Here is a 19918-nt window from a genome sequence, read left to right as displayed (position 1 = left end):
TAAAGTTTTAGAATGGTTCCAATAAATAAAGCAGCGACAGAACAAGACTTGATAAATAAAGTCTTAGACTGCCGCTGTTGTTGTTCAATTATCGTTTCCCGTTAGTTTAGTCAAGGATTACCGATTTGATATCATTTTGACTTAAAAATTTCATTAAATCATTACTTAGCTGCACAATCTCATTGTTAGCATTATTCGCATAATCCGGCAACATCATATCCTTAACCATTTTAGTTCGTAGCCATGTCATAAAGAAAAGATCCAAAAATAAGTTTGGAAATTTAAGCACCATTCTAAGCATTGGTGGGTCAATTGAAACGCCAGCTTTTTGTATTGCCCTTAGATGCGCTTTTAAAGTGACTGTTATTTTGCGTGCCGTCTTTCTGATTCTGGCTGTTTTTTTGTCAATGATCTTATTCTCAGAATGCAAAAAGCTTAACATGGCAATGTCTGATACGGAATGTGTAATTAGATACGCTTGCATATCCTTTTTAATAACGTAAGGAAGTTTTGCTGTTTTAAATAATTTTGCGAGGTTTTCTATGCGTTCTGTCACTACACCATTAATTTCTCCAAATGCAGTTGCCGCTATAATCTTTGGTAGAAATCGAGCATGCAATACTCCATCTTTAATCTGTCCGCCGAAGCCTGGAAAAGCGGGTAAAAGTCTATCCCCTACGATATCCAGCCACGAAGAAAATCCAATTGAATTACTAGTCATCGTAACTATATTTTTGCTTTGATTATCTTTTAGCGCTAACAACGCTGATTCGGACCGATTATAACGAACGGTAACGAAAATAAAATCGTATATATCGTCATTTTCGAGCGTATCAATGACATTCACTTGTATCGATCTAACTCTATCTTTTTCTTTATATTGCAGGCCATTTTCTCTTAATGATTTAAATCTATTAGAATGTGCAAACAGGGTAACGTCAAACCCTGCTTCAATAAGCTTAATGGCATACATGCTCCCGATGACACCTGCACCAAAAATTAAAATTCTATCTTGTTTTACTGACATTTAAGCCACCCCTACTTATTAACATTTACTTTTTGATTATCCGACAACATGTTGTATGATGTGATTGTAAATCTTTATTATTCCTTGATCAACCATCAGTTTTTTATTATTTGTCGGATGATATTCTTATTCGCTAGTAGGAGGAAAACATGAAAAAGCAACCCCAAATAACGGAGAAAACAAGACAACAGTTTGTAGAAGTTTTTTGTGAGTTATATAGCCAAAAGCCGATTGAGAAAATTTCAGTTCAGGAAATTGCGAATAAGTCAGGATATAACCGCAGCACCTTTTATCAATACTTTACTGACATTTACGAATTGTTAGACTCTGTTGAAAATGACTTATTCAATGAAATGAAAAAAGAAATGGCGAATAAAGAGCTATCGATGCATACAGTTCAAGATACGCTCTATTGTCTGGATAATAAAGAACACCTTCTGGTTCTTAATGCCCTTTTGGGTGATTATGGAAGTGCACGTTTTTTAAAACGTTTAAAAAAAGAAATCACTTTGGATCAATTGGAATTAAATGTTCCGCAAAACCCTTCCTTTACGCCATACTTCATTGAGTTTTATCTGACAACTTCCCTTTCTTTATTTCGTCTTTGGATCCAGCGTCAAAAGGATTTATCGTCAGAAGAATTTTTCAAGTTAATGGAGAACCTATATTCAAGAGGGATTACGCCCTATTCTAAAGAATGAGTCTGTCATTCAAACCAAATCCATATGTTGTATAAAAATAAAAAAATCGCGCATAAGTTGTTTACACAATATATTCCTGACCTAATCTACTCTTAAGGGTCCGCATTCTGCATATACAGACTTCTGCAAATTTTTCTTCAGAGAAATTGCCTCTATTTGTGCTACGGTTCTCCTCGCTGTCTGTGACGGCAAGTTAAAGGCCATCCATCGCCGGATGGCCCTGATTTTATCTCGCTTATACAACTATCGCTCTTCGATAGGTTGATGTAGATTTTGTCCAATTTTCTAGGAAGGCTTCTTCGAGATATTCTTTTAATCCATCACATTGACCTTCTATCAGTCAGATACCACTATTGGTCTGCTCCTTGTTTTGAATTGGGTATCTACAGTAAACAACGTATAGGTGATAAAATATAGACAAGAATTTTGGAGGTGAAGGTGTGTATGGCTAAATATAAAGTTAATAGAAATTTGAAATTTTTAGTACGGCACCTAGATTGTGATAGCGCTCACAACTATTCATCTTTCCCTTATAAAATATATACGATTAAAGTATCTTCCTCGGTAGGGCCATGCCAATGAGGGATGCTGCGGAGGGTCAACAGAAGCACGGGCAGCAAAAACATATTGAGACGATACCGTTGTTCTCCACCATGGACAGGAACGGAAGAATGACTATGCTCCGGCCAGGATATCGCGTAGGACGTGCGGCTCCGATACTACCGTGGCTGCTCACAGCTGCTGCATTGTGGGCACTGACAGGCTCCGTGCCGTTCGGAGCACTGCTCGGCCTGGCGCCGACAACGGCGATCAGCATTTTCCTCGGTCATCCGGTCATGGTGATCGTCGCCGTAGTGCTGCTGCTCGTCGCGATCGGTGCAACCGGTGGAGTGTACTCGCGAGCGGTCGAGCAGTTCGGACAGACCAGGGTGGCCGGCCTTTTCGCGACACTAGCGATCGCAGGAGGGGTGGTTACAGAGGCGGGAGTCCTCCTGCTCTGGACGCTGACAAGCAATCCGGCGCGGCCATAGCGACGTCGCCGACGATCCCGCCAGAGCTCGGCGCCATCGTCGGAGCTGGCTTCGCCCTTATGGCGGCTATCGTGCTCCTTCAGTTACCCGGCTTAATCGCCCACGCCGCGCGACGTCAGGCGAACATCCAGCGCCTCCGCTTGGAGGGTTCGTCATTCGCAGGACATTGACTCCCGTGAACTTCACTAACCGCTGGCTCTTCAATTTCCCGATGTTCACGGTGGAGGTAAGCTATATCGTCAACGATGCTCCTATTATCGTCTCAGCGCACATGCGCACCAGCGCCGACCGCGTTCCCCGTCGTTGGCTCGCGCATACTCGTGCTGACTAATGTTCGCGGAACCACCCATGTGGAGCTGGACTTGTCCAATGGAGTGGTATTCGAGCCGGACGTAACGAAGTACGCCGCACCGGACTATTGATTTTGCGCCTCTGATGCAGCGTTAGTCGACTGGCCCTCCTCCAATTTGACATTTGTTTATTCTTTTGCCGTGAGTCTCGATATTTTAGTAAGTAAGAAAATGCTTGTATCATACACTAAGTAGCACCATTTTTAATCGAAAAAAATATAAGTTTAAAAACACAGCTGGCCCCTATGAGCCAGCTGTGTTGAGTCAGCCCCTACGTTAGTAAAATGCGAGGCTCCCAGGCTAATGAATACCATTATAAATGCTTTTAAATTCTTGAACAAAATCAATCGGCAGCATAGGTTCATCAGAAGCGGCTACTCGTTGAAGCTCCTTTAACCAGTTCATTGATTCTTCATTCAAATTTGACACATCGTTTGCTTGATGAAAATAAACATACAGCAATGCATGACGAAGTTTAATAGAATCTTGTAAATATACTATTTCTTCTTCTTGGATTGTATTTTCCTTCAGATATCCTTTCATAAAATGGCGGAAAAACAATTTATAATATTCCGTTTTATTTTCAAATTCCTTAAACGGATAAGAAAGTGCATAATACAATGTAATCCCAATATCGTTTACGAAATACGTATAACCACAATCATCAAAATCGAACAAATAAATGTCTCCGTTATGCAGATAAAAATTACTTTGATGAAAATCAGTATGAGTCAAACCGTATGTATCTCTGGACTTGGGTAGAGAAGTAAGTTTCGTTAATCTTTCTTTTAGAATTGAAATCATTACATCATCAGGTCGCAGGTATTTCTCCGCTTTTAATTGAACTTCTTGGTCCCAGGATTGTCGTTTAAACGCCTGATTACTACATTCATAACTCTTAGTGGCATGATGGATTCCCCCCAGAAATTCGCCCCATTTTTCGTAAAGCGATTCATTCCAATCTTCATCCGACACTTCTTTTCCAAGAGACATTTCGTATGAGATGGCTAGGAACGAACCATTTTCTGTAGCAATTTCTTCAACCATATTACCCCTGGTCGATGGAACAGCATTTGAAACCGCCAGTCCTTTATTCGCCAAAAAATTTAAAAATTCAATTTCACCCCGTATGTTATTTTTTGATCTTCTAATTGTATGTGAGATTTTTAATATGAAAGATTCATTGTTTTTCTGGTATTCATAAACAAAGCTTTCATAACCGCCCAATAAACGAACGGTGTCATTATTAATGTCATATCGCTTTATTGCTTCGGCAAGGATCTCTTCAGTGAACTGCTCTTTAATTTCTCGTATCATCTTCTATACCTTCTTTCATTCATAATTTAAGTAGTTGCATAATTTTTTCAATCGAAGGTCCCGCGGCACCATTTATTCTTTACTTTTTTCTACTACTCTTCTTTTTTCTGAAGAAATCGAACTTGATCACATAATCAAAAAGAGACGTAATTACAATAGATCCAATTGGAATCATTAAATAAACCCAAAACGGATTATTTGGAGCTTCACCAGGGGGGGCATCAGTTAAAAAAACATAAAGAACAACACAATAAATTATGGCGACTACAATACCTGTTATGTTTCTATTTTTCATAGCTGTTTTCCACCTCTTATTCATAGTAATTCAAAGCATTGTATCTTCCACCCAAGAATATTAAAACCCATATTTGGAATAATTCCCTCTATTTAAGATTCTATAATATCGAATGTATAAATACTAGTTTCTGTGAACCCTTGCCTCCGCCTCCATTTCGTACCTCATTAACCATTAAGTACTGATCAAACAGCATCAATGTTAAATTAAACATAAACTAATATTTGTAAATTAACTCATTATAATATGGGTCCCATTCTCCCGTTACAAACCTAGCATTGACTGCTTTTTCTAGACTAACAGGTGACCAGGACTCCAACTCGGGGACATTTTCAATCTCTGAAGTACTGGGGTCTTCATTTACAACATCACCCTTATGATCTACTAACATATGTCCATCTTCAGTTTCCACTTTGTACAACGGAAATGTCATGCTTGATATCGGCCCATTTCCAATCACATTCCAGATACCATCTTCAACCCTAGAATTTACAGTCTGTATTAAGAAAATGATTGGTTTTGACGTGATTTCACTGACCTTTGGGTGTTCCGTTGATATCAAATCATATACAATCATACAATCTGATATCCTTCCTTCAGAAACAACTTGTCCATAACAATAACGAGTCTGATCAAGTCTTATCGCGAAGACATCTCCTAACTTCACTTTAACCCTTTTCTTTCCTACCATTACTGACCTCCCATACTATAACGGCTTTTTAACAGATAACGTTGTTGACGATGTTAGTCAAAATATGTCACTCACAATGATATTTCCCCATAAACTTTTTAATGTTTTATCATTAATCTTAAATTCATTTAATAGTTGTTCAACGGATTCATACTTAATTTGCGATTCTTCATTTTCTTTAATACAGTACCAACCACTTTCATTATAACTGATTAAGAAATGAGTATCATTCAAGACAAATTCTATTTATTGTCCACGATTTAAGTCTTCAGTGAATTCATCGTAACTATACATCTTGAGTCTCCCTTCACTATCTCCATAGACTTCTATGAAGCTTCCAATCATGTGCATGTGGGACATTTAGGGTGTTTCTTTAGATTTCCATAATATGATCAATATGTATTTTTTAACATTACCATTTTTATCATCTTTCTATGCTTGAAGCCCAATTTTCAAAGTAAATTAGTATCTCTTCTAGATTCATTGCTCCTCCTGCACCATGAAATACTCCATCCCTCACAATACAGTAAAACCAATCTTGATCATTTCTCTCTTCTTCAATTGACTCAAACGGTACTTTTTCTAAATAAGTATCTGTCAAGTTGATTTCAACAGACCAACCGGGATTATCTACTGTATCAATTTTCACACCATATGAATGTTCCCAATCCCCATTACAGTTTTCATAATACCAGTTCTGAAGCCATGTTAATGTATTCATCATCTATACCTCTTCTTTGAAATTTCATAGCTGGCCTAACTCCCCCCTGTTAAGATTCACCGTTAACATGGGGTATTGGCAGATTCTATTTTGTTATTTATTGATGGGACCTTTTTCTTTTCCATCAAGACGTTGTACCTTATCAAATCTATTGTATTTCTTTTTTATAGAAAGAAGAGTTATACCATATGCTTGGAACATTTACCAAATAAAAAAATTTTCAATATCTTATTCCTAGAATACTTATTGATTTCCAGGTGAAAAATCCGATTTCAATGGAGATTACATTGCTTGAAGATTTTTGCTATGCTGAATGCAAACATTTAGATATGGGAGACGGAGCATTAATGCCTAAAATACTGATCGTGGACGATGAAGCAGATCTTCGAAAGTTGCTGACCGATTACTTTGAAATAAATGGATATTCCGTCATAACGGCCAAGGACAGCCGGGAGGCGCTGCGGAAGGTGGAACAACAACCCGATCTCGTTTTGCTAGATATCAACATGCCTGAGCAGAACGGCCTTCAATTATGCGAGAAAATTCGAGACTTTGTATCTTGCCCGATCTTATTTTTAACGGCTCGAATCGAAGACACAGATAAAATAGCCGGATTTCGGGCCGGAGGCGATGACTATATCCTGAAACCTTTCAGCATTCGCGAACTGGGAGCCAGGGTCGAAGCGCATATGCGCAGGGAACAGCGAACCCAAAGCAAATCCTCGGTAAGGTTTAGCGAAGACTTGGTTATTGACTTTACAGCCCGGGGACTCTACTACCGGGAGAAGCGAATTCCTCTGGCCAAAAAAGAGTTCGACATTATCGAATTGCTGTCCACGCATCCCGGCATGGTGTTCGAAAAAGAACGCATGTACGAAACTATTTGGGGCATGGACAGTCTAGGCGACAGCAGCGTGATCGCGGAGCATATCCGGCGTATTCGCTCCAAATTAAAGGAATACAGCTGCGATAACCGAATCGAAACAGTTTGGGGAGTCGGATACAAATGGCTAAACTCATAAATAGGCTGCTGCTAAAGCGATTTACCTTATTGCAATCTTTTATCCTGTTGTGCGTGATCACGCTCATTACTGTGCTGGTCGTCATAACCATGGAGTTCTCCTGGGCAGAGAACCTGCGGCAGCGTTTTGGAGAAACGGATTGGGTGCTGCCCTCTCTCGTCGCGGCTGTGCTGCTAACCGTGGCCACAGGAATTGTCACCATGGCAGTTCTATTTTACAGATGGAAACTAAAACGTCCGCTGGAGCTATTAAAGCAAGCATCCGAAAGCATTTCGGCCAACGATCTAAGCTTCAGAATATCCTATGACAGCCGGGACGAGATGGGCGAGTTAATCGCGGTATTTGAAAACATGCGCTCACAGTTGGAGAAAAACGTCAAGACGCTCTGGCGTTCGGTTGAGGAGCGGAAGCAGCTCAATGCGATTTTTGCCCATGATCTGAGAACCCCCCTGTCGGTATTAAAAGGGAACGCTGAGTTTCTCGCCACCTATCTGCCTGAGAAGAAGTTATCGGAAGAAAAGGTGTTGGACCTGATCCATACCATGAACCTTCACATCTTGCGTCTGGAGAGCTATGCCGAGGCCATGAACTCGATTCAGAAACTGGAGGATATCCTGTTGAACTTCAAGTCGATGGATACGATCTCATTGACGACTTTACTGGACAACAGCGGCGAACAAATAGCAAGGCAGTTCGGTATACGCTTCGTCTCTTCTTTGAAATATGATAATGCTTCAATACATGTGGATCCCTATCTTGTCATGCAGATTTTCGAAAATGTGGTCGCCAATGGGGTGAGATACGCATCCAGTCAAGTGAACGTTCGTTATGACCTTCAGGAAGGCACGATGAAAATTACCGTTTCAGACGACGGTCCTGGTTTCTCGGACGAAGCCCTGGTTAAGGCTGTACTCCCTTTTTACCGTGGCGAAGTGTGGGATTCGTCCGAACATCGCGGGTTGGGTCTTTACATTTGCAAGGTGTTTTGCGAAAAACATGAAGGAAGTCTCCAGGTCGCAAACGGATCTCACGGCGGCGGAAGCGTGACGGTAAGCATTGGGACCCAAGTTGATAAATAGTTGAAAATTATTTGATAGCATTTCCTTATCTTGAATTCAAGGAGTGTTATCATGTTAAAACTGAGAAATAGAATGTATATCACAATTAGCTGCTTATTGTTGTTATCTACCATGTGTGGAAACCTCGTATCCGCCAATGTAGCCAGAGACAGGACAGAAGTCTTGCAGGAGATCGACGAATATATGAATCGGAGCATGAAGGCCAATCACATTAAGGCTGCTTCACTCGCCATTGCCAATAATGATGAGGTCTACTACGCAAAAGGCTACGGGACATTCGCGGATGGTCAAAACGTTACGGGAGACACCCCTTTTCCTATTGCTTCGTTAAGTAAGTCCTTTACCGCCTTGGCCGTTCTGCAGCTGGCGGACAAAGGCATGATTGATCTGGATGCGACTTACGCTTCCTATTTCCCCGAGCTTTCTCCTCAGGATCCCCGTGTTCATGACATCACGATCCGTCATTTATTGAATCAGACCAGTGGTCTCAATGACAAAGTAAATCCCGATATGACGAGAAATCCGCAATTCCAATCGCTGAATGAGACGAACCGATTATTAAACAAGGTTCAACTTGCCCATAACCCAGGAACAGCATACAGCTATCATAATCCCAATTACGTATTGCTGGCGAACCTCGTGGAGAGCGTCAGCGGTGAATACTTTTCGGATTACCTGAAAAAACATATTTTCGAACCGTTAGGAATGAACCATACCTTTAGCGTCACCACGACGCAGCAAATTTATGAAAATAAAACAATTCCGCTAGGACATTACTTGAGTTTGGGACGTTCCATAGGTCAATCGGAACCGCTTTGGTTCATTGATGGCCCCGCCGGCATTGTTTCAACTGCGGAAGACATGTCCCTATGGATGCTTGCCCAATATCACGTCAGCTTGCTTTCCCCTGCGTTGATGAAACAATATCATACAGCTGGAGCCATCGGTCCATACGGCATGGGGTGGCTTGCTGACCAGGACGAGTCCGGCGGCCAAACGATCTCCCATAGTGGCATTTTCTGGACGTACAAGTCGGAAGAAATGGTTTATCTGGACGATCAGATGGGTATCACGGTGATGTTTAATTCCGGATTAAACGCTTTTGTGAATTACTCGGATTTTATCGATGGAATCGCGAATATAATGAGGGGTGAGAAGCCCACAATCTCTTTTCTGAACGGCAGAAATATGGAAACAATCATGATTGCGCTGATCCTGGCTACCTTTATATGGGGCGTATATGCTTATTTACGCATCCGTCGGAGGAACAAACACCTAACGATCAGCAAATTGATTCTAATAACTTTCGGAAGGCTGATCCCGATTCTAATTCTCTTTTCCCTTTCCCCTCTGGTGACGTTTATCGGAGGAGGACGTGTGCTGCCTTGGTTCGGCATCTGGACTACCCTGTCATCTCCAATCATATGGCTTGTTGTATGGTCGCTAGTCAATTTCGTGCATTTGGCTTTCTATTATTACATCTATGTTGAGAACAAAAAGAACGGCTATGCATAGCCATTCAATTTCTCAAAATAAACAAAAGTGCTACTTCTCAAAATAATGAGGAGTAGCACTTTTATATACTTACCTTACTTCGATTCTAATCACTTAACGTTTTTGGAGATGCCTCAAACATTTCGACTTACTCTCGTACCGTCACATTTAATTTGTATGATCTGGTTTCCCCTGAAGAATTACGAAGTACAGCTTCGTACTCATAGATTCCAGGTACCCTTCCGGAGATTGCGGTAACCGCAGACTGTGTACCAGGTGAATGAGATTGCAGAGATTGTGTGTCAACCAACACACCATTTTCGTAAAGTTCGTATTCGGTTGCGTTTGTTCCCCACCACAGATTCATGGTGACATTAAAGTTGCCGTCACCGTCCCAGTTGTCGTTCGACAGAACGGCTTGCCCCGGGGAAGCGTCCATGACGACGACTGTAAGCGGAACACTCATGGTTGTACCCAGTGCATTGATCAATTCTCCAGTATAGATATAGGTGCCGTTTTTCTTTCCAGTAATATCAACTTGAACAGATTGGGCGGATGGGGATTGATCGACCAGAGAAATTTCCTTAATCAATTCACCATTCTCATACAGCTTAAACTGATTGCCGTTATTTCCCCACCACAGATTCATCGTGACCGTATAGTCACCGTCTTTGAGCCCCGTGTCGTAACCATTATTGTCAGATAACACCGGAGTGCCAGGAGCCCCGTTTGCTAGTGGTGTCGTCTGATGGAGCCATTCCTCCCACTTCATTAGCACACTTGCTTGCTCATCCGTAAATACGGTTTCTCTAGCTGCTTGAACGTCATTACCGTAGGATGCAAGCAGTTGACGCGCTTTTGCTCCTTCACGATCGTTTGCTGCCTGTTTGGCCTGCTGTAACTTGTTCGCAAGCTGATCAGCAAGAACGCCGGCATTTGGATCTATCGATTCATCAGCAAAGGAGTTGGTCAGATTGATCAGGCTGTCGAATGTAGCAATAACCCCAAAACGATATTCTACCGTCTGTTCCCAGCCTGCCAAATCGGAGACGGTTGCCGTAACCTGGTTCAGGCCGGGTTCGAGTGTATACGCCGGAGTGTCCAGGATCACACCCTCCGGTTCTACCAAACCGGATACCGTATCGGAAGCTGTATAGCCAATTTCCACGTGCTGATCAATGGTGTATTCGGTTTGACCATGAATTTCAATGGTTGGAGGTATGAGATCAATGGAAATGGACAAAGTTTGTTCGCTCTCTTTGTTACCGTCAACATCGACGCTCCAGTAGGTGATGGTATGTGTACCTTCTTCAGTTAGGGTCAACTGTGTGCCACTCACCGTTTCGCCACCATTGATTTGATAATAAGTCCCTTCAATTTCGGAATCTTCATCGCTTGCTGTGAAGGTTACTTGTACTGGAGAAGTATACCAGTCGTTCTGCGATTCTCCTTCCACAGTTGCCGTAGTATGCGGGGCTTCCTGCTCCGGTGACTCCCCTTCCAGCGTTACAAAATCAGATAACGGTATATTCAAATCTTTTACAAGGCCTGCCACGAGTTGAGACACCTTGATTGCACCGTTCATTTGCAAATGTGTATTGTCTTCCGTAGTGCCTACCCACATGAATATCGATTTGGTTCCTTCTGTGCCAAGCTCCTGGAAATGCTCCCAACTGGCCTGGTTCAGATCGATGATGAGTGTTTCTGTTTCCTGCGCCGTTTCTTTCATCGCCTGTACGTATTCCGGGAAGCTTTTGTTCAGCACCTCTCCGGTAAAATCACGACGATTCACTGGCGTAACCAGAACCGGGATCGCCCCTCTTTGCAGAGCACCGTTAATGTATTCTTTCAAATATACCTTAAACTGCTCGGGCGTAAGATAACGCTCCGGTCGGGACGGCGTGGAATCGTTATGAGACCACTGCATGAACAGATAATCACCTTCGTGAATGTCGAGCAAAATATCGTTAAGATATCCGCCGACCAGGAAGGTCTTGCTGCTCAAACCTCCAACTGCCCGGTTATCAATACTGACTTCATTTGGATCAAAATATCGACCCAACGTTTCGCCCCAGCCCGCTTGCGGACGATAGTTCTCCGCGTAATTGGCCACAGTGGAATCGCTGGCCAAATAAATAACAGGTTTATCGCTTGCACTGTGATCTGGCAGACGCTCCAGCTTCAGCGCATTGATCTTTGGTGCATTTCCAGTGAAGTTGAAGTTAAAGATTCCATCAATCAGGGCAATGTCGTACGTAATTTCTTTGAATTCGCCCTTGGCAATGGTTGTGAGCGGCAGCTTTGTCATCTGCTCTACAACAACATTTGCGCTGGTTGATTCCTCCGCATCCCCGATGGTCATCGTTACCCGGTAATTGGCTGGCTCCATCTCCACCAGGAAGGAGGTGCCGTTTACCCGTGTGAAATCCTCTTTGAGCGCATCCCCGGTCTCCCGGTTTTCATCTTTGGTCAGCGCAGTATCGGCAAAGCCGTACCCATTGCCTTCGATGTACGCTCTTTTGGCATCTACCTTGATGTATCCTTCGGCAGCGCCGCCGGAACCAAAATCAAATTTGTATTCGTTTATTTCTTCGCTCGGTTCACTTGTCAATGAATCCTTTGCAACAGTTAACATGTTAAACGCATGGTCAACTTGAGCTTGGGTGGCTTCCGTATTGAATATCGCTTCCGCAGTTACCAAAGCCCGATTCACCACGGCTTTCGATGCTTCTGTATAATTCGACAGATCAAGTGCTTTGATCTCATCGTACAGAGCGATTAAGGCCGTCTGATCGCCGCCCTCTGAAGGAAGCTTCGTGCCTTCAATCCGCACGTTGTCAATCTGGGTAGTCCAGTTCAACGTGCCTCCACCACCTTTTCTCGTGCCCAGGAATCGAATCGCTCTGACGTTGTCAGCGTATACGCCAGAACTCAGCGGGATATCTTTAATCGTTTGTGTAACTGTCGGATTCGCCAGATTTGTTAATGTCAGATCTAGCGTTTTCTTCGCAAAATTAACGGTTGCATCCACAGTGACCCACTGGTTCTTGGAAATCTCAGTAGCCGTTCCCCCTTCGGGTATAGCTGTATCTCCTGTGCCGTAGTCCGGATTATATGCACCGACATAATAATGAATTTTGGTGCTTCCGGTTTTGGTAAACAGCGTGAACAGGGCATTTTCGTTGGAATCCTGGACCGTGAGATGACCTTCTGACGGATAGGCACTCACATTACCGGATTGCCAGTCAAAGTTCACTTTCACCTGATCGCCGTTTACGGCATCGAACAGACGGAATACCTTGGCCCGATTGCCCGATCCTGACCCCGTGACGGACAGTACCTTATTACCAGACTGTTCAACCACCGTACCCGTCATGGTTCCTGCAATACCAGTGGCATTAACCATCGCATACTGGTAGTCGGCAGCATCGCCTTCAAAATTCTCCTCATATAGCTGGATTTCCGGCTCTGGTTCGGGTTCGGAAATATCCGGGTCGATGACCAGCGATGAAATGCTCAGCTCCATGTCTTTGACCGCACCAGCAACGAGTCCGGCAATTTTCTGCGCACCATAGCTGCTGAAATGGGTATTATCATTGATCCCATTCGGGTATTTTGGATATTCACCCGGATTAGCATAAAGGAATACTTTCTCCGTAGCTGTATTACCAATTTTATCGTAGTACGCAATACTCAACTTACTGAGATCAACTAGCGGCACGTCAAGCTCCTCCGCCACTTCTTTGGCAGCCTGCACGTATGCCGGGAAGCTGATGTTGAATTCCTGAGTCACCGTATTGAAATCTCTGCGTCCAACCGGAGTAAGCAATACCGGTGTAGCGCCGCGCTGTTTGGCACCGTTTACATAACGAGCCAAGTAACTCTTATAGTCCTCCGGTGATGCATACCGATCCGGTATCCCTACACTGGCGTCGTTATGACCAAAGGAAATGAAGAAGAAGTCCCCCGGTTTGATTCGCTGCAGGATCGTATCCAGACGGCCGTCTACCATAAAGGATTTGCTGCTTCGGCCGCCGATTGCATCGTTCACGACGACTGCCCAATTGGAGAAATAACGTCCGAACTGCTGACCCCATCCTTCTTGAGGAGCCTGCATTTCACTGTAAGATTGCATGGTTGAATCACCAGCCATATAGATCGTTGTTGCCGCACCGGCCGTTTTCTTCGGATATTTCTCGATGAGGATGTCCTGAATGTCTATGGCTGTACCGGTGAATAAGAAATCGAGCTGTCCATCCACCAATGCAACATCATAGGAATACTCCAACGGTGCTCCAGCTGTCACATTCGTTACGGCAAGCTTCTGGACAAATTCGGATTTGACTCCAGCGTTCGAGTCATGCGCATCATTGCCCAACCGTAGCGTCACCTTATAATTGGCATTTGGCAGGTCAACAGCAAATGTCGTACCTGTCGCAACCGAAACCTCGTTTACTCCTACGGTAACACCGCTTGTATCCTTGAAGCCGTATCCCGTCTCTTGTGTGTATAACGTGTCCTGTATAGCCGTATTTCCTGACGCTGTCTCTGTACCAAAATCAAAGCGGTAAACCGGCTCCGGCATTTCTGCTTCGCGTGTTAATGCCAGATCGGCTTTAGGGAATGCTGTAGCTTCCGCTCCAATATAAAAGCCGGTATGAGGCGGCTGATTGTAGGCTACATTTTGCCAGGCTACGCCAAGTCGATATACAGGGTCCTGCATCAGCGTAGGGATGCGATAATCTGAAAGAATGGTCGTCGTGTAGAGACGATACTCCGAGCTATCTTCGCTCCGCAGCAGAATTTCCTCTCGCCAATCTCCCAGAATGTCCGCCTGAAGAGCCGGATTCCCTTTGGTATGGTTATTCGTTAACGTACCGGTCGCCCGGAAGATTTCATTCAGCTTTTTGTTTTCGTAATCCCATTTATAAATGAGCGGGATACCTTTGGCTGTACTGTTATCCCATTCATGGTCAAACAGCTCCCGCTGAAGATCTCCGTCCCACCAAATGGCGAAATTGGCGGTTTTGGGCCCTTCCTCCACCGTGTAGATAGCCTCTCCGGCAGCCGAATAGGTATTAGTTACGGAAACGCTCTGCCCATTGGTAATGGTTGTAGCCCATGATTCGTATCCCGGATAGTTCGGATCAATATCCGCCGACATCCCGCGACCGGTGTCAAAACCTGTTTTCTCCCCCCAGAGAATTTCACCTGTTGCCGCATCGCGCATCTCCAGTCCGTATGCAGCATCCGAATGCTCATGCACGCTTACGACCTGATAGCCCTCACGGTTTGGATCGAGCTGGCCGGCGTGCATAGCGTCGCCGTGGCCGAGTCCGGTGCTGTACATCAAGCTGCCGTCTTCGTCTATGGCTAGAGCGCCAAACATGATTTCGTCCTTGCCGTCATTGTCAACATCCAGCACACTTAGATTATGATTGCCCTGTGATTGATATTGTGATCCTGCTTCGTTTGTGTCGAACGTCCAGCGCTTGACGAGTTCCCCACCAACATAATCATAAGCAACAAGCACAGTGCGGGTATAATAACCCCGGCTCATCACGACACTTGGCTTCGTGCCGTCCAGATAAGCGATGGCGCCAAGGAAGCGGTCTACACGGTTGCCATAGCCGTCGCCCCAATCGCTGACATTGCCTCTTGGCGGATCATAATTCACGGTGGATACGGCCGCGCCAGTCTCACCGTCAAACAACGTCAGATATTCCGGCCCTGACAGTATGTATCCGCTCTCGTTTCGGTAATCTTTCGTACCTTCGCCAATGACCGTGCCTTGGCCGTCTTTCGTGCCGTCCGACGTCTTGACAACAACTTCGGCCTTTCCATTTCCATCCAGGTCATACACCATTAATTGCGTGTAGTGCGCTCCGGCACGAATGTTAACGCCCAGGTCAATCCTCCACAACTTCGTGCCGTCCAGTTTGATGGCATCGATATAGACATTGCCGGTATAACCTGCCTGCGAATTGTCCTTGGAATTGCTCGGACTCCATAGGAAGACGATTTCATATTCGCCGTCGCCGTCCAAGTCCGCAACGGAAGCGTCACCTGCATAATACGAATAAGTTCCACCGTCTTTGGTCCGGCCGTCAGCCGGTTTATCCAGGGGAATAGGCAAATAATCATTATGCCAGACCGATACAACCTCTGGCAGCATTTGCTCCTTGCCCGCAACGATGGTGGAGATCTGATATTGGGAGCTGTCGAAGCCAGTTGTGTCCAGATAGTTCGTCACATCGCTTATGGGCGATGCGTTTACTTTAGTTCCGTTTTTATATATATTGAAAGCGATCTCATCAGGATCATTGTTTAAATACCTCCAGCTTAAAAAAACGCCGTTGTCTACAAGAACCGCAACCAGACCCCGGTTAAGATATTCTGCCTGGCGACCCGGCAGACTTGCTGATGACCCTGCACGCACCGGCGCCGGGGGGATAGCCAGTGAAATAACCATAAGGAGTGCTAATAAAGATACAAACATTGATTTCTGGGTGGAAAAAGTTCTTCGGTTCATCGGATTAACTCCTCCTTATCTAAAAATTCATTTTAGAATCTGGGGAAAGATATCTTTTTGTCATTAAGGCAGCCCCATGAAATCTCAAGTTCGATCTGCCCTTCTGGTTGTCAAATGGTCACAAACTACAGTCACCCCCTTCTTCTGTTACCGCTTACATTTATCTTACAGGTCTAAAAAAAGACAGACAATCTAAAAAATGTGACGTATTATATAATATAATTGACTTTTTTAGGCAGGAGATGAAAGTATGGTTCATACGGTCTCTTATGCTTTTCGTAATGACGATACATCAATCATGACACTGGACTCTATTGGATGGCAGACCGTCTCCAGCGAGGAATATCGCTGTCCAAGTGATAATAGACCTGACCCGGGGCACGTTGTTTTTCAATACACGCTAAATGGTCAGGGCTATCTGGATATTGAAAATCAAACGATTCCTTTACCAAAGGGACATGCACTACTTGTTAAAATCTCCGGAGAACATTGCTATTACTATAAGCAAGAGAACAACGAACCATGGGAATTTATATGGATAAACATTCGTGGGGATGAAGCCAACCGAATTTGGGATATGATTCATGATAATGAGGGACATGTCATTCGACGAAACGCGGACTCTCCCTTGATTCAAGAGTTATGGCAAATTATCCATTTGATTCATCAAGAGAAAATTACGGACAAGTATCGCTTGTCCATGCAAATCTATCGGTGGTTGCTTATCCTAGTGCAGACGAGTCGGGATGCGGAGAAGGATATCGGTGCCCTTTCAATAACAACGATTGAGAAATGTAAAAAATTCATCCGAGAGAATTATGCATCTCCATTGACGCTCGATCTGCTGGCCAGCCATTGCGATATCAATAAACACTACTTGTGCAGGTTATTTCAGAAATCCGAGAAAACATCACCGCTAGCATATCTCAAAGACAGACGGATTGAGGTTGCAATTAGACTACTCCGCACGACGGAACTTCCGATTTCCCAAATTGGCCAACAATGCGGCTTTGAGAGTCCCAGCTATTTCGGCAAAGTTTTTCGGCAATATATGTCCATGTCGCCCAAAGAATATCGTATGAATAAGTTAGAGTTTCCTTATGAGGCCATTTATTATGAATAGCCAGACTCGATTTGTTAGGAGTCTTTCAAGCTCTTCAAACGTTTAATCTTCGGCTTCGTTCAGAAGTAGGCATAAAGAAAGGAATTTTAGGTATTCATCTATAATAAATTGGGAAATATCCTTATCATTGGATTTAGATATGCGATTTTCAGTTGTACCGATAATATAAAAAAGCCGCAAAATAGCGACTTTTAATGGAACAATGTTCTTGTACCTCGACATTAGAGATTCAATTTTTACACATATTTATCAACCGACTTTTGCAGCTGTATGTTCTCTTTATCTGGGTTGCTCATAACCAACATTGAGATTTGCTTAGATGTAAAAGAAATCATGAAATAAATTACTTCTTTATTACATTCATCATGATGCTGGCAATTCCATTGAGATTCCGATTGGTTCTCCGCTCTGCATGTAACGGTAAGTTTAAGGCCATCTTTTTGGGATAGTCCTTTCCATAATACATTTCGAATTGAGCCCTCAATCTGTTCATATCACACGAATTCAATTAACTTCCTATCTATTTCAGCGATATCACCAATCTCTGATGTACCATCCCAAAGGATAATTGAAGAAGCTTCATCGTTTTCAACAAAATCATCAAGTTGGTACAGTTCACCCACAAACAGAGCTCCATACTCTGTCCGTTCAGGTCCATGAAAACTTGACTGAAGTCTAAACTTCATTAAACCTTTGAATTCAACCGTATCAATATTTTGATTTGTTCCTCAAATAATTCTCTAATTACACATTGTTAAACATTCTCTCCAGCTTCAATAATACCTCCCGGCAGTTCCCAATTCTTTCTCCACTTATTATGCATGAAGAGATACTTTCCTTGGTACCTCGCCACGATTAGAGCATGTGTTAGTGGAGCATACAGTGTAATTGTTGTGACCTTATCATACTCGATATTAATAAATTCAAAAAAAATATTACCTCTTGAATCTGTCATGATTGCCATTTTTACTCCTCCATTTCTTTTGTAACAAAAAATTAAAAAACGCGCTAGACCTAAGTCCTGCGCGTTGCATATCGTAGGATGGTAAGCGCAAATAGCGTTAACCCATCCCAAATTTTTAAAGGAATGGATTAACGTTTTCCGTGATGGTGAGATTGTTTTAATTCTAAAATTAACATCGTCTATTCTCCTAATCATCAATGTATGGAAATAATATCCACTATAATGCACTAGAGTCAAGTATATAATTTTGCTTCATTCACTATAACGTACCCGCCTGATAGCTTATTGAGGATTTTCCCGTTAGCGTAACAGGCATTAACTTTTAATATCTTTATTAGGCTTTATGTTTTGTCTGTATCGAATTATGGCTAGAGGTAGATTAACTATTCCACAGATAAAAGAAAAGACAATAGATATCCATTGAGGTATTGTAGGACAATTCGGTTTCCCGTCTCCTACAGGTCCTATTTTGGGTTGGTGGCTATCCCACAAACCATATAAGAGACCAACAGCAGGTGTCAATATACAAATTACACTTGCAACAATATGTAACACATACTTGTTCAATCTAGCCCCTCCATTGAATGTATTCATGTCTAGAATCCTGTTTAAATTATATGTTATCTAAAAGTTGAAAGTTACACTAACCTGCCTGGTTAACGAATTAACAGACGAAAGTCGATTAGATATATGCCTAATCGGTAAGCGGACTATGCTCTTGTCCTCGACACAAGCGGCTTTTTAACAAATAACGTTGTTGAATAATTTCAGTCAAAATACGTCACTCACAATTATATTGCCCCATAAACTTTTTAATGTTATACCTTTAATCTTAACTTGATTTAATAGTTGTTCAACCGATTCGTACTTAATTTGTGCTTCTTCATTTTCCTTAATACAGTACCAACCACTTTCATTATAACTAATTAAGAAATGGGTATCATTCAAGATAAATTCTATTTCATGTCCTAGATTTAAATCTTCGGTGAATTCGTCGTAACTATACATCTGTGTCTCCTTTCACTATCTCCATGGACTTCATGGTCCACTAAATTACCAAGCCTAAATTTATACAAACGATTCCCAGGTAGAAATAATTGGAATCGGTCGTAAGCCTATTTTAGAATCAGCTTATTTAGAGAGATCCTTATGCCATGTATTATTCCCCATTATACTATCAACAATATGTTGTGCTTCCCAAACTGCTGCGATCTCTAATCCTTCGCATTCTTTTATGTCAGCAGGTTTAATCTCACCCATATAATAAATTGAATGCTCACCTGTAAGCTTATCAATGACACATGCAGGAGGTGGCCAAGCCTCTGCTTCATTTACAAAAGGTCGGTTTTCTACGACAGGCCAGTCACCTGATTTTAAAACATCATCATAAACCTCAACAATAAATTGATAATTCTCTTGCTGAGGCTTATCCTCAAAGGTGTTTCCCATATAGTTATAGATGGCTATATTTGCATCTTTAAATCTTCTTCCGAATGCAAATTTACCATTAGGCAGAGGTATGGCATATAGATCTCCCAATTTAATGCGTTTGAGTTTTGTATTTTTCATGG

At 42.9% G+C, this 19918-nt stretch carries 17 protein-coding genes; 7 read left to right on the top strand and 10 right to left on the bottom strand.

The genetic code is table 11. The annotated features are described in order from the left end of the window. Nucleotides 1–106: 106 nt before the first annotated feature. Nucleotides 107–1027: a ketopantoate reductase family protein gene (locus gpAD87_RS09495; protein ID WP_064637788.1), complete on the bottom strand. Its 921-nt coding sequence runs from the start codon at nt 1025–1027 to the stop codon at nt 107–109. A 149-nt stretch (nt 1028–1176) separates the two neighbouring features. On the opposite strand from gpAD87_RS09495, the gene gpAD87_RS09490 reads away from it, so the two are divergent. The 3 genes from gpAD87_RS09490 to gpAD87_RS32520 all read left to right on the top strand — a co-directional run bounded on the left by gpAD87_RS09490 (nt 1177) and on the right by gpAD87_RS32520 (nt 3181). Beyond that, the gene (locus gpAD87_RS09490) at nt 1177–1728 is read left to right on the top strand and encodes a TetR/AcrR family transcriptional regulator (RefSeq protein ID WP_064637786.1); all 552 of its coding nucleotides are present in this window, start codon (nt 1177–1179) and stop codon (nt 1726–1728) included. A gap of 746 nt (nt 1729–2474) precedes the next feature. Beyond that, nucleotides 2475–2759, top strand: a complete 285-nt coding sequence (locus gpAD87_RS32525) for a hypothetical protein (RefSeq protein ID WP_231952492.1) — start codon at nt 2475–2477, stop codon at nt 2757–2759. Nucleotides 2760–3004: 245 nt separating this feature from the next. After that, on the top strand, nt 3005–3181 hold the full coding sequence (locus tag gpAD87_RS32520) for a hypothetical protein (RefSeq protein WP_231952491.1): 177 nt from the start codon (nt 3005–3007) through the stop codon (nt 3179–3181). Nucleotides 3182–3409: 228 nt separating this feature from the next. Here the strand turns inward: gpAD87_RS32520 and gpAD87_RS09480 are convergent, their stop codons facing one another. From gpAD87_RS09480 to gpAD87_RS09465, 4 genes are all read right to left on the bottom strand, one after another. Further along, a complete protein-coding gene (locus tag gpAD87_RS09480; RefSeq protein ID WP_064637784.1) occupies nt 3410–4426 on the bottom strand; it encodes a phosphotransferase enzyme family protein in 1017 nt (338 codons plus the stop codon). Nucleotides 4427–4505: 79 nt separating this feature from the next. Beyond that, on the bottom strand, nt 4506–4721 hold the full coding sequence (locus tag gpAD87_RS09475; protein WP_064637782.1) for a hypothetical protein: 216 nt from the start codon (nt 4719–4721) through the stop codon (nt 4506–4508). A gap of 217 nt (nt 4722–4938) precedes the next feature. Next, nucleotides 4939–5412, bottom strand: coding sequence for an Imm26 family immunity protein (locus gpAD87_RS09470; protein ID WP_064637780.1), 474 nt, complete (start codon nt 5410–5412; stop codon nt 4939–4941). A 424-nt stretch (nt 5413–5836) separates the two neighbouring features. Then, nucleotides 5837–6136, bottom strand: a complete 300-nt coding sequence (locus gpAD87_RS09465; protein WP_231952490.1) for an immunity 53 family protein — start codon at nt 6134–6136, stop codon at nt 5837–5839. A 344-nt stretch (nt 6137–6480) separates the two neighbouring features. Between gpAD87_RS09465 and gpAD87_RS09460 the strand changes: the two genes are divergently transcribed. Genes gpAD87_RS09460 through gpAD87_RS09450 form a run of 3 tightly spaced genes read left to right on the top strand, consistent with a single transcriptional unit; the run spans nt 6481 to nt 9749 of the window. Beyond that, complete coding sequence (locus gpAD87_RS09460) at nt 6481–7155, top strand: response regulator transcription factor (protein ID WP_064640826.1); 675 nt, start codon at nt 6481–6483, stop codon at nt 7153–7155. Then, a complete protein-coding gene (locus gpAD87_RS09455) occupies nt 7140–8234 on the top strand; it encodes a HAMP domain-containing sensor histidine kinase (protein ID WP_064637777.1) in 1095 nt (364 codons plus the stop codon). The genes gpAD87_RS09460 and gpAD87_RS09455 overlap by 16 nt, the downstream gene beginning before the upstream one ends. 51 nt (nt 8235–8285) lie before the next feature. Next, nucleotides 8286–9749 (top strand): serine hydrolase domain-containing protein, encoded by a 1464-nt coding sequence (locus gpAD87_RS09450; RefSeq protein ID WP_064637776.1) that lies wholly within the window; start codon nt 8286–8288, stop codon nt 9747–9749. A 127-nt stretch (nt 9750–9876) separates the two neighbouring features. Here gpAD87_RS09450 and gpAD87_RS09445 read toward each other — a convergent pair whose 3' ends face one another. Continuing rightward, nucleotides 9877–16260, bottom strand: a complete 6384-nt coding sequence (locus gpAD87_RS09445; protein ID WP_064637774.1) for a rhamnogalacturonan lyase family protein — start codon at nt 16258–16260, stop codon at nt 9877–9879. A 250-nt stretch (nt 16261–16510) separates the two neighbouring features. On the opposite strand from gpAD87_RS09445, the gene gpAD87_RS09440 reads away from it, so the two are divergent. Beyond that, complete coding sequence (locus gpAD87_RS09440; RefSeq protein WP_064637772.1) at nt 16511–17383, top strand: helix-turn-helix transcriptional regulator; 873 nt, start codon at nt 16511–16513, stop codon at nt 17381–17383. Nucleotides 17384–17877: 494 nt separating this feature from the next. Here gpAD87_RS09440 and gpAD87_RS32800 read toward each other — a convergent pair whose 3' ends face one another. The 4 genes from gpAD87_RS32800 to gpAD87_RS09425 form a co-directional block, all read right to left on the bottom strand. Beyond that, nucleotides 17878–18006, bottom strand: a complete 129-nt coding sequence (locus gpAD87_RS32800) for a hypothetical protein (protein ID WP_269453501.1) — start codon at nt 18004–18006, stop codon at nt 17878–17880. Between the two features lie 131 nt (nt 18007–18137). Continuing rightward, the gene (locus gpAD87_RS09435) at nt 18138–18347 is read right to left on the bottom strand and encodes a hypothetical protein (protein WP_064637771.1); all 210 of its coding nucleotides are present in this window, start codon (nt 18345–18347) and stop codon (nt 18138–18140) included. Nucleotides 18348–19118: 771 nt separating this feature from the next. After that, a complete protein-coding gene (locus gpAD87_RS09430; RefSeq protein WP_064637769.1) occupies nt 19119–19355 on the bottom strand; it encodes a hypothetical protein in 237 nt (78 codons plus the stop codon). A gap of 123 nt (nt 19356–19478) precedes the next feature. After that, on the bottom strand, nt 19479–19916 hold the full coding sequence (locus tag gpAD87_RS09425; protein ID WP_064637767.1) for an Imm26 family immunity protein: 438 nt from the start codon (nt 19914–19916) through the stop codon (nt 19479–19481). Nucleotides 19917–19918: the final 2 nt, after the last annotated feature.

Origin of the sequence: Paenibacillus sp. AD87, from assembly GCF_001659845.1 — a bacterium.
Classification (GTDB): domain Bacteria; phylum Bacillota; class Bacilli; order Paenibacillales; family Paenibacillaceae; genus Paenibacillus; species Paenibacillus marchantiae.
This window is presented reverse-complemented; position numbering and strand designations above follow the sequence as displayed.

What these genes read in the sequence shown, in the direction of transcription:
- gpAD87_RS09495 (WP_064637788.1), bottom strand. Translation starts at nt 1,027, where the DNA reads ATGTCAGTAAAACAAGATAGAATTTTAATTTTTGGTGCAGGTGTCATC.
- gpAD87_RS09490 (WP_064637786.1), top strand. Translation starts at nt 1,177, where the DNA reads ATGAAAAAGCAACCCCAAATAACGGAGAAAACAAGACAACAGTTTGTA.
- gpAD87_RS32520 (WP_231952491.1), top strand. Translation starts at nt 3,005, where the DNA reads ATGCTCCTATTATCGTCTCAGCGCACATGCGCACCAGCGCCGACCGCG.
- gpAD87_RS09480 (WP_064637784.1), bottom strand. Translation starts at nt 4,426, where the DNA reads ATGATACGAGAAATTAAAGAGCAGTTCACTGAAGAGATCCTTGCCGAA.
- gpAD87_RS09475 (WP_064637782.1), bottom strand. Translation starts at nt 4,721, where the DNA reads ATGAAAAATAGAAACATAACAGGTATTGTAGTCGCCATAATTTATTGT.
- gpAD87_RS09470 (WP_064637780.1), bottom strand. Translation starts at nt 5,412, where the DNA reads ATGGTAGGAAAGAAAAGGGTTAAAGTGAAGTTAGGAGATGTCTTCGCG.
- gpAD87_RS09465 (WP_231952490.1), bottom strand. Translation starts at nt 6,136, where the DNA reads ATGATGAATACATTAACATGGCTTCAGAACTGGTATTATGAAAACTGT.
- gpAD87_RS09460 (WP_064640826.1), top strand. Translation starts at nt 6,481, where the DNA reads ATGCCTAAAATACTGATCGTGGACGATGAAGCAGATCTTCGAAAGTTG.
- gpAD87_RS09455 (WP_064637777.1), top strand. Translation starts at nt 7,140, where the DNA reads ATGGCTAAACTCATAAATAGGCTGCTGCTAAAGCGATTTACCTTATTG.
- gpAD87_RS09450 (WP_064637776.1), top strand. Translation starts at nt 8,286, where the DNA reads ATGTTAAAACTGAGAAATAGAATGTATATCACAATTAGCTGCTTATTG.
- gpAD87_RS09445 (WP_064637774.1), bottom strand. Translation starts at nt 16,260, where the DNA reads ATGAACCGAAGAACTTTTTCCACCCAGAAATCAATGTTTGTATCTTTA.
- gpAD87_RS09440 (WP_064637772.1), top strand. Translation starts at nt 16,511, where the DNA reads ATGGTTCATACGGTCTCTTATGCTTTTCGTAATGACGATACATCAATC.
- gpAD87_RS09435 (WP_064637771.1), bottom strand. Translation starts at nt 18,347, where the DNA reads ATGGCAATCATGACAGATTCAAGAGGTAATATTTTTTTTGAATTTATT.
- gpAD87_RS09430 (WP_064637769.1), bottom strand. Translation starts at nt 19,355, where the DNA reads ATGTATAGTTACGACGAATTCACCGAAGATTTAAATCTAGGACATGAA.
- gpAD87_RS09425 (WP_064637767.1), bottom strand. Translation starts at nt 19,916, where the DNA reads ATGAAAAATACAAAACTCAAACGCATTAAATTGGGAGATCTATATGCC.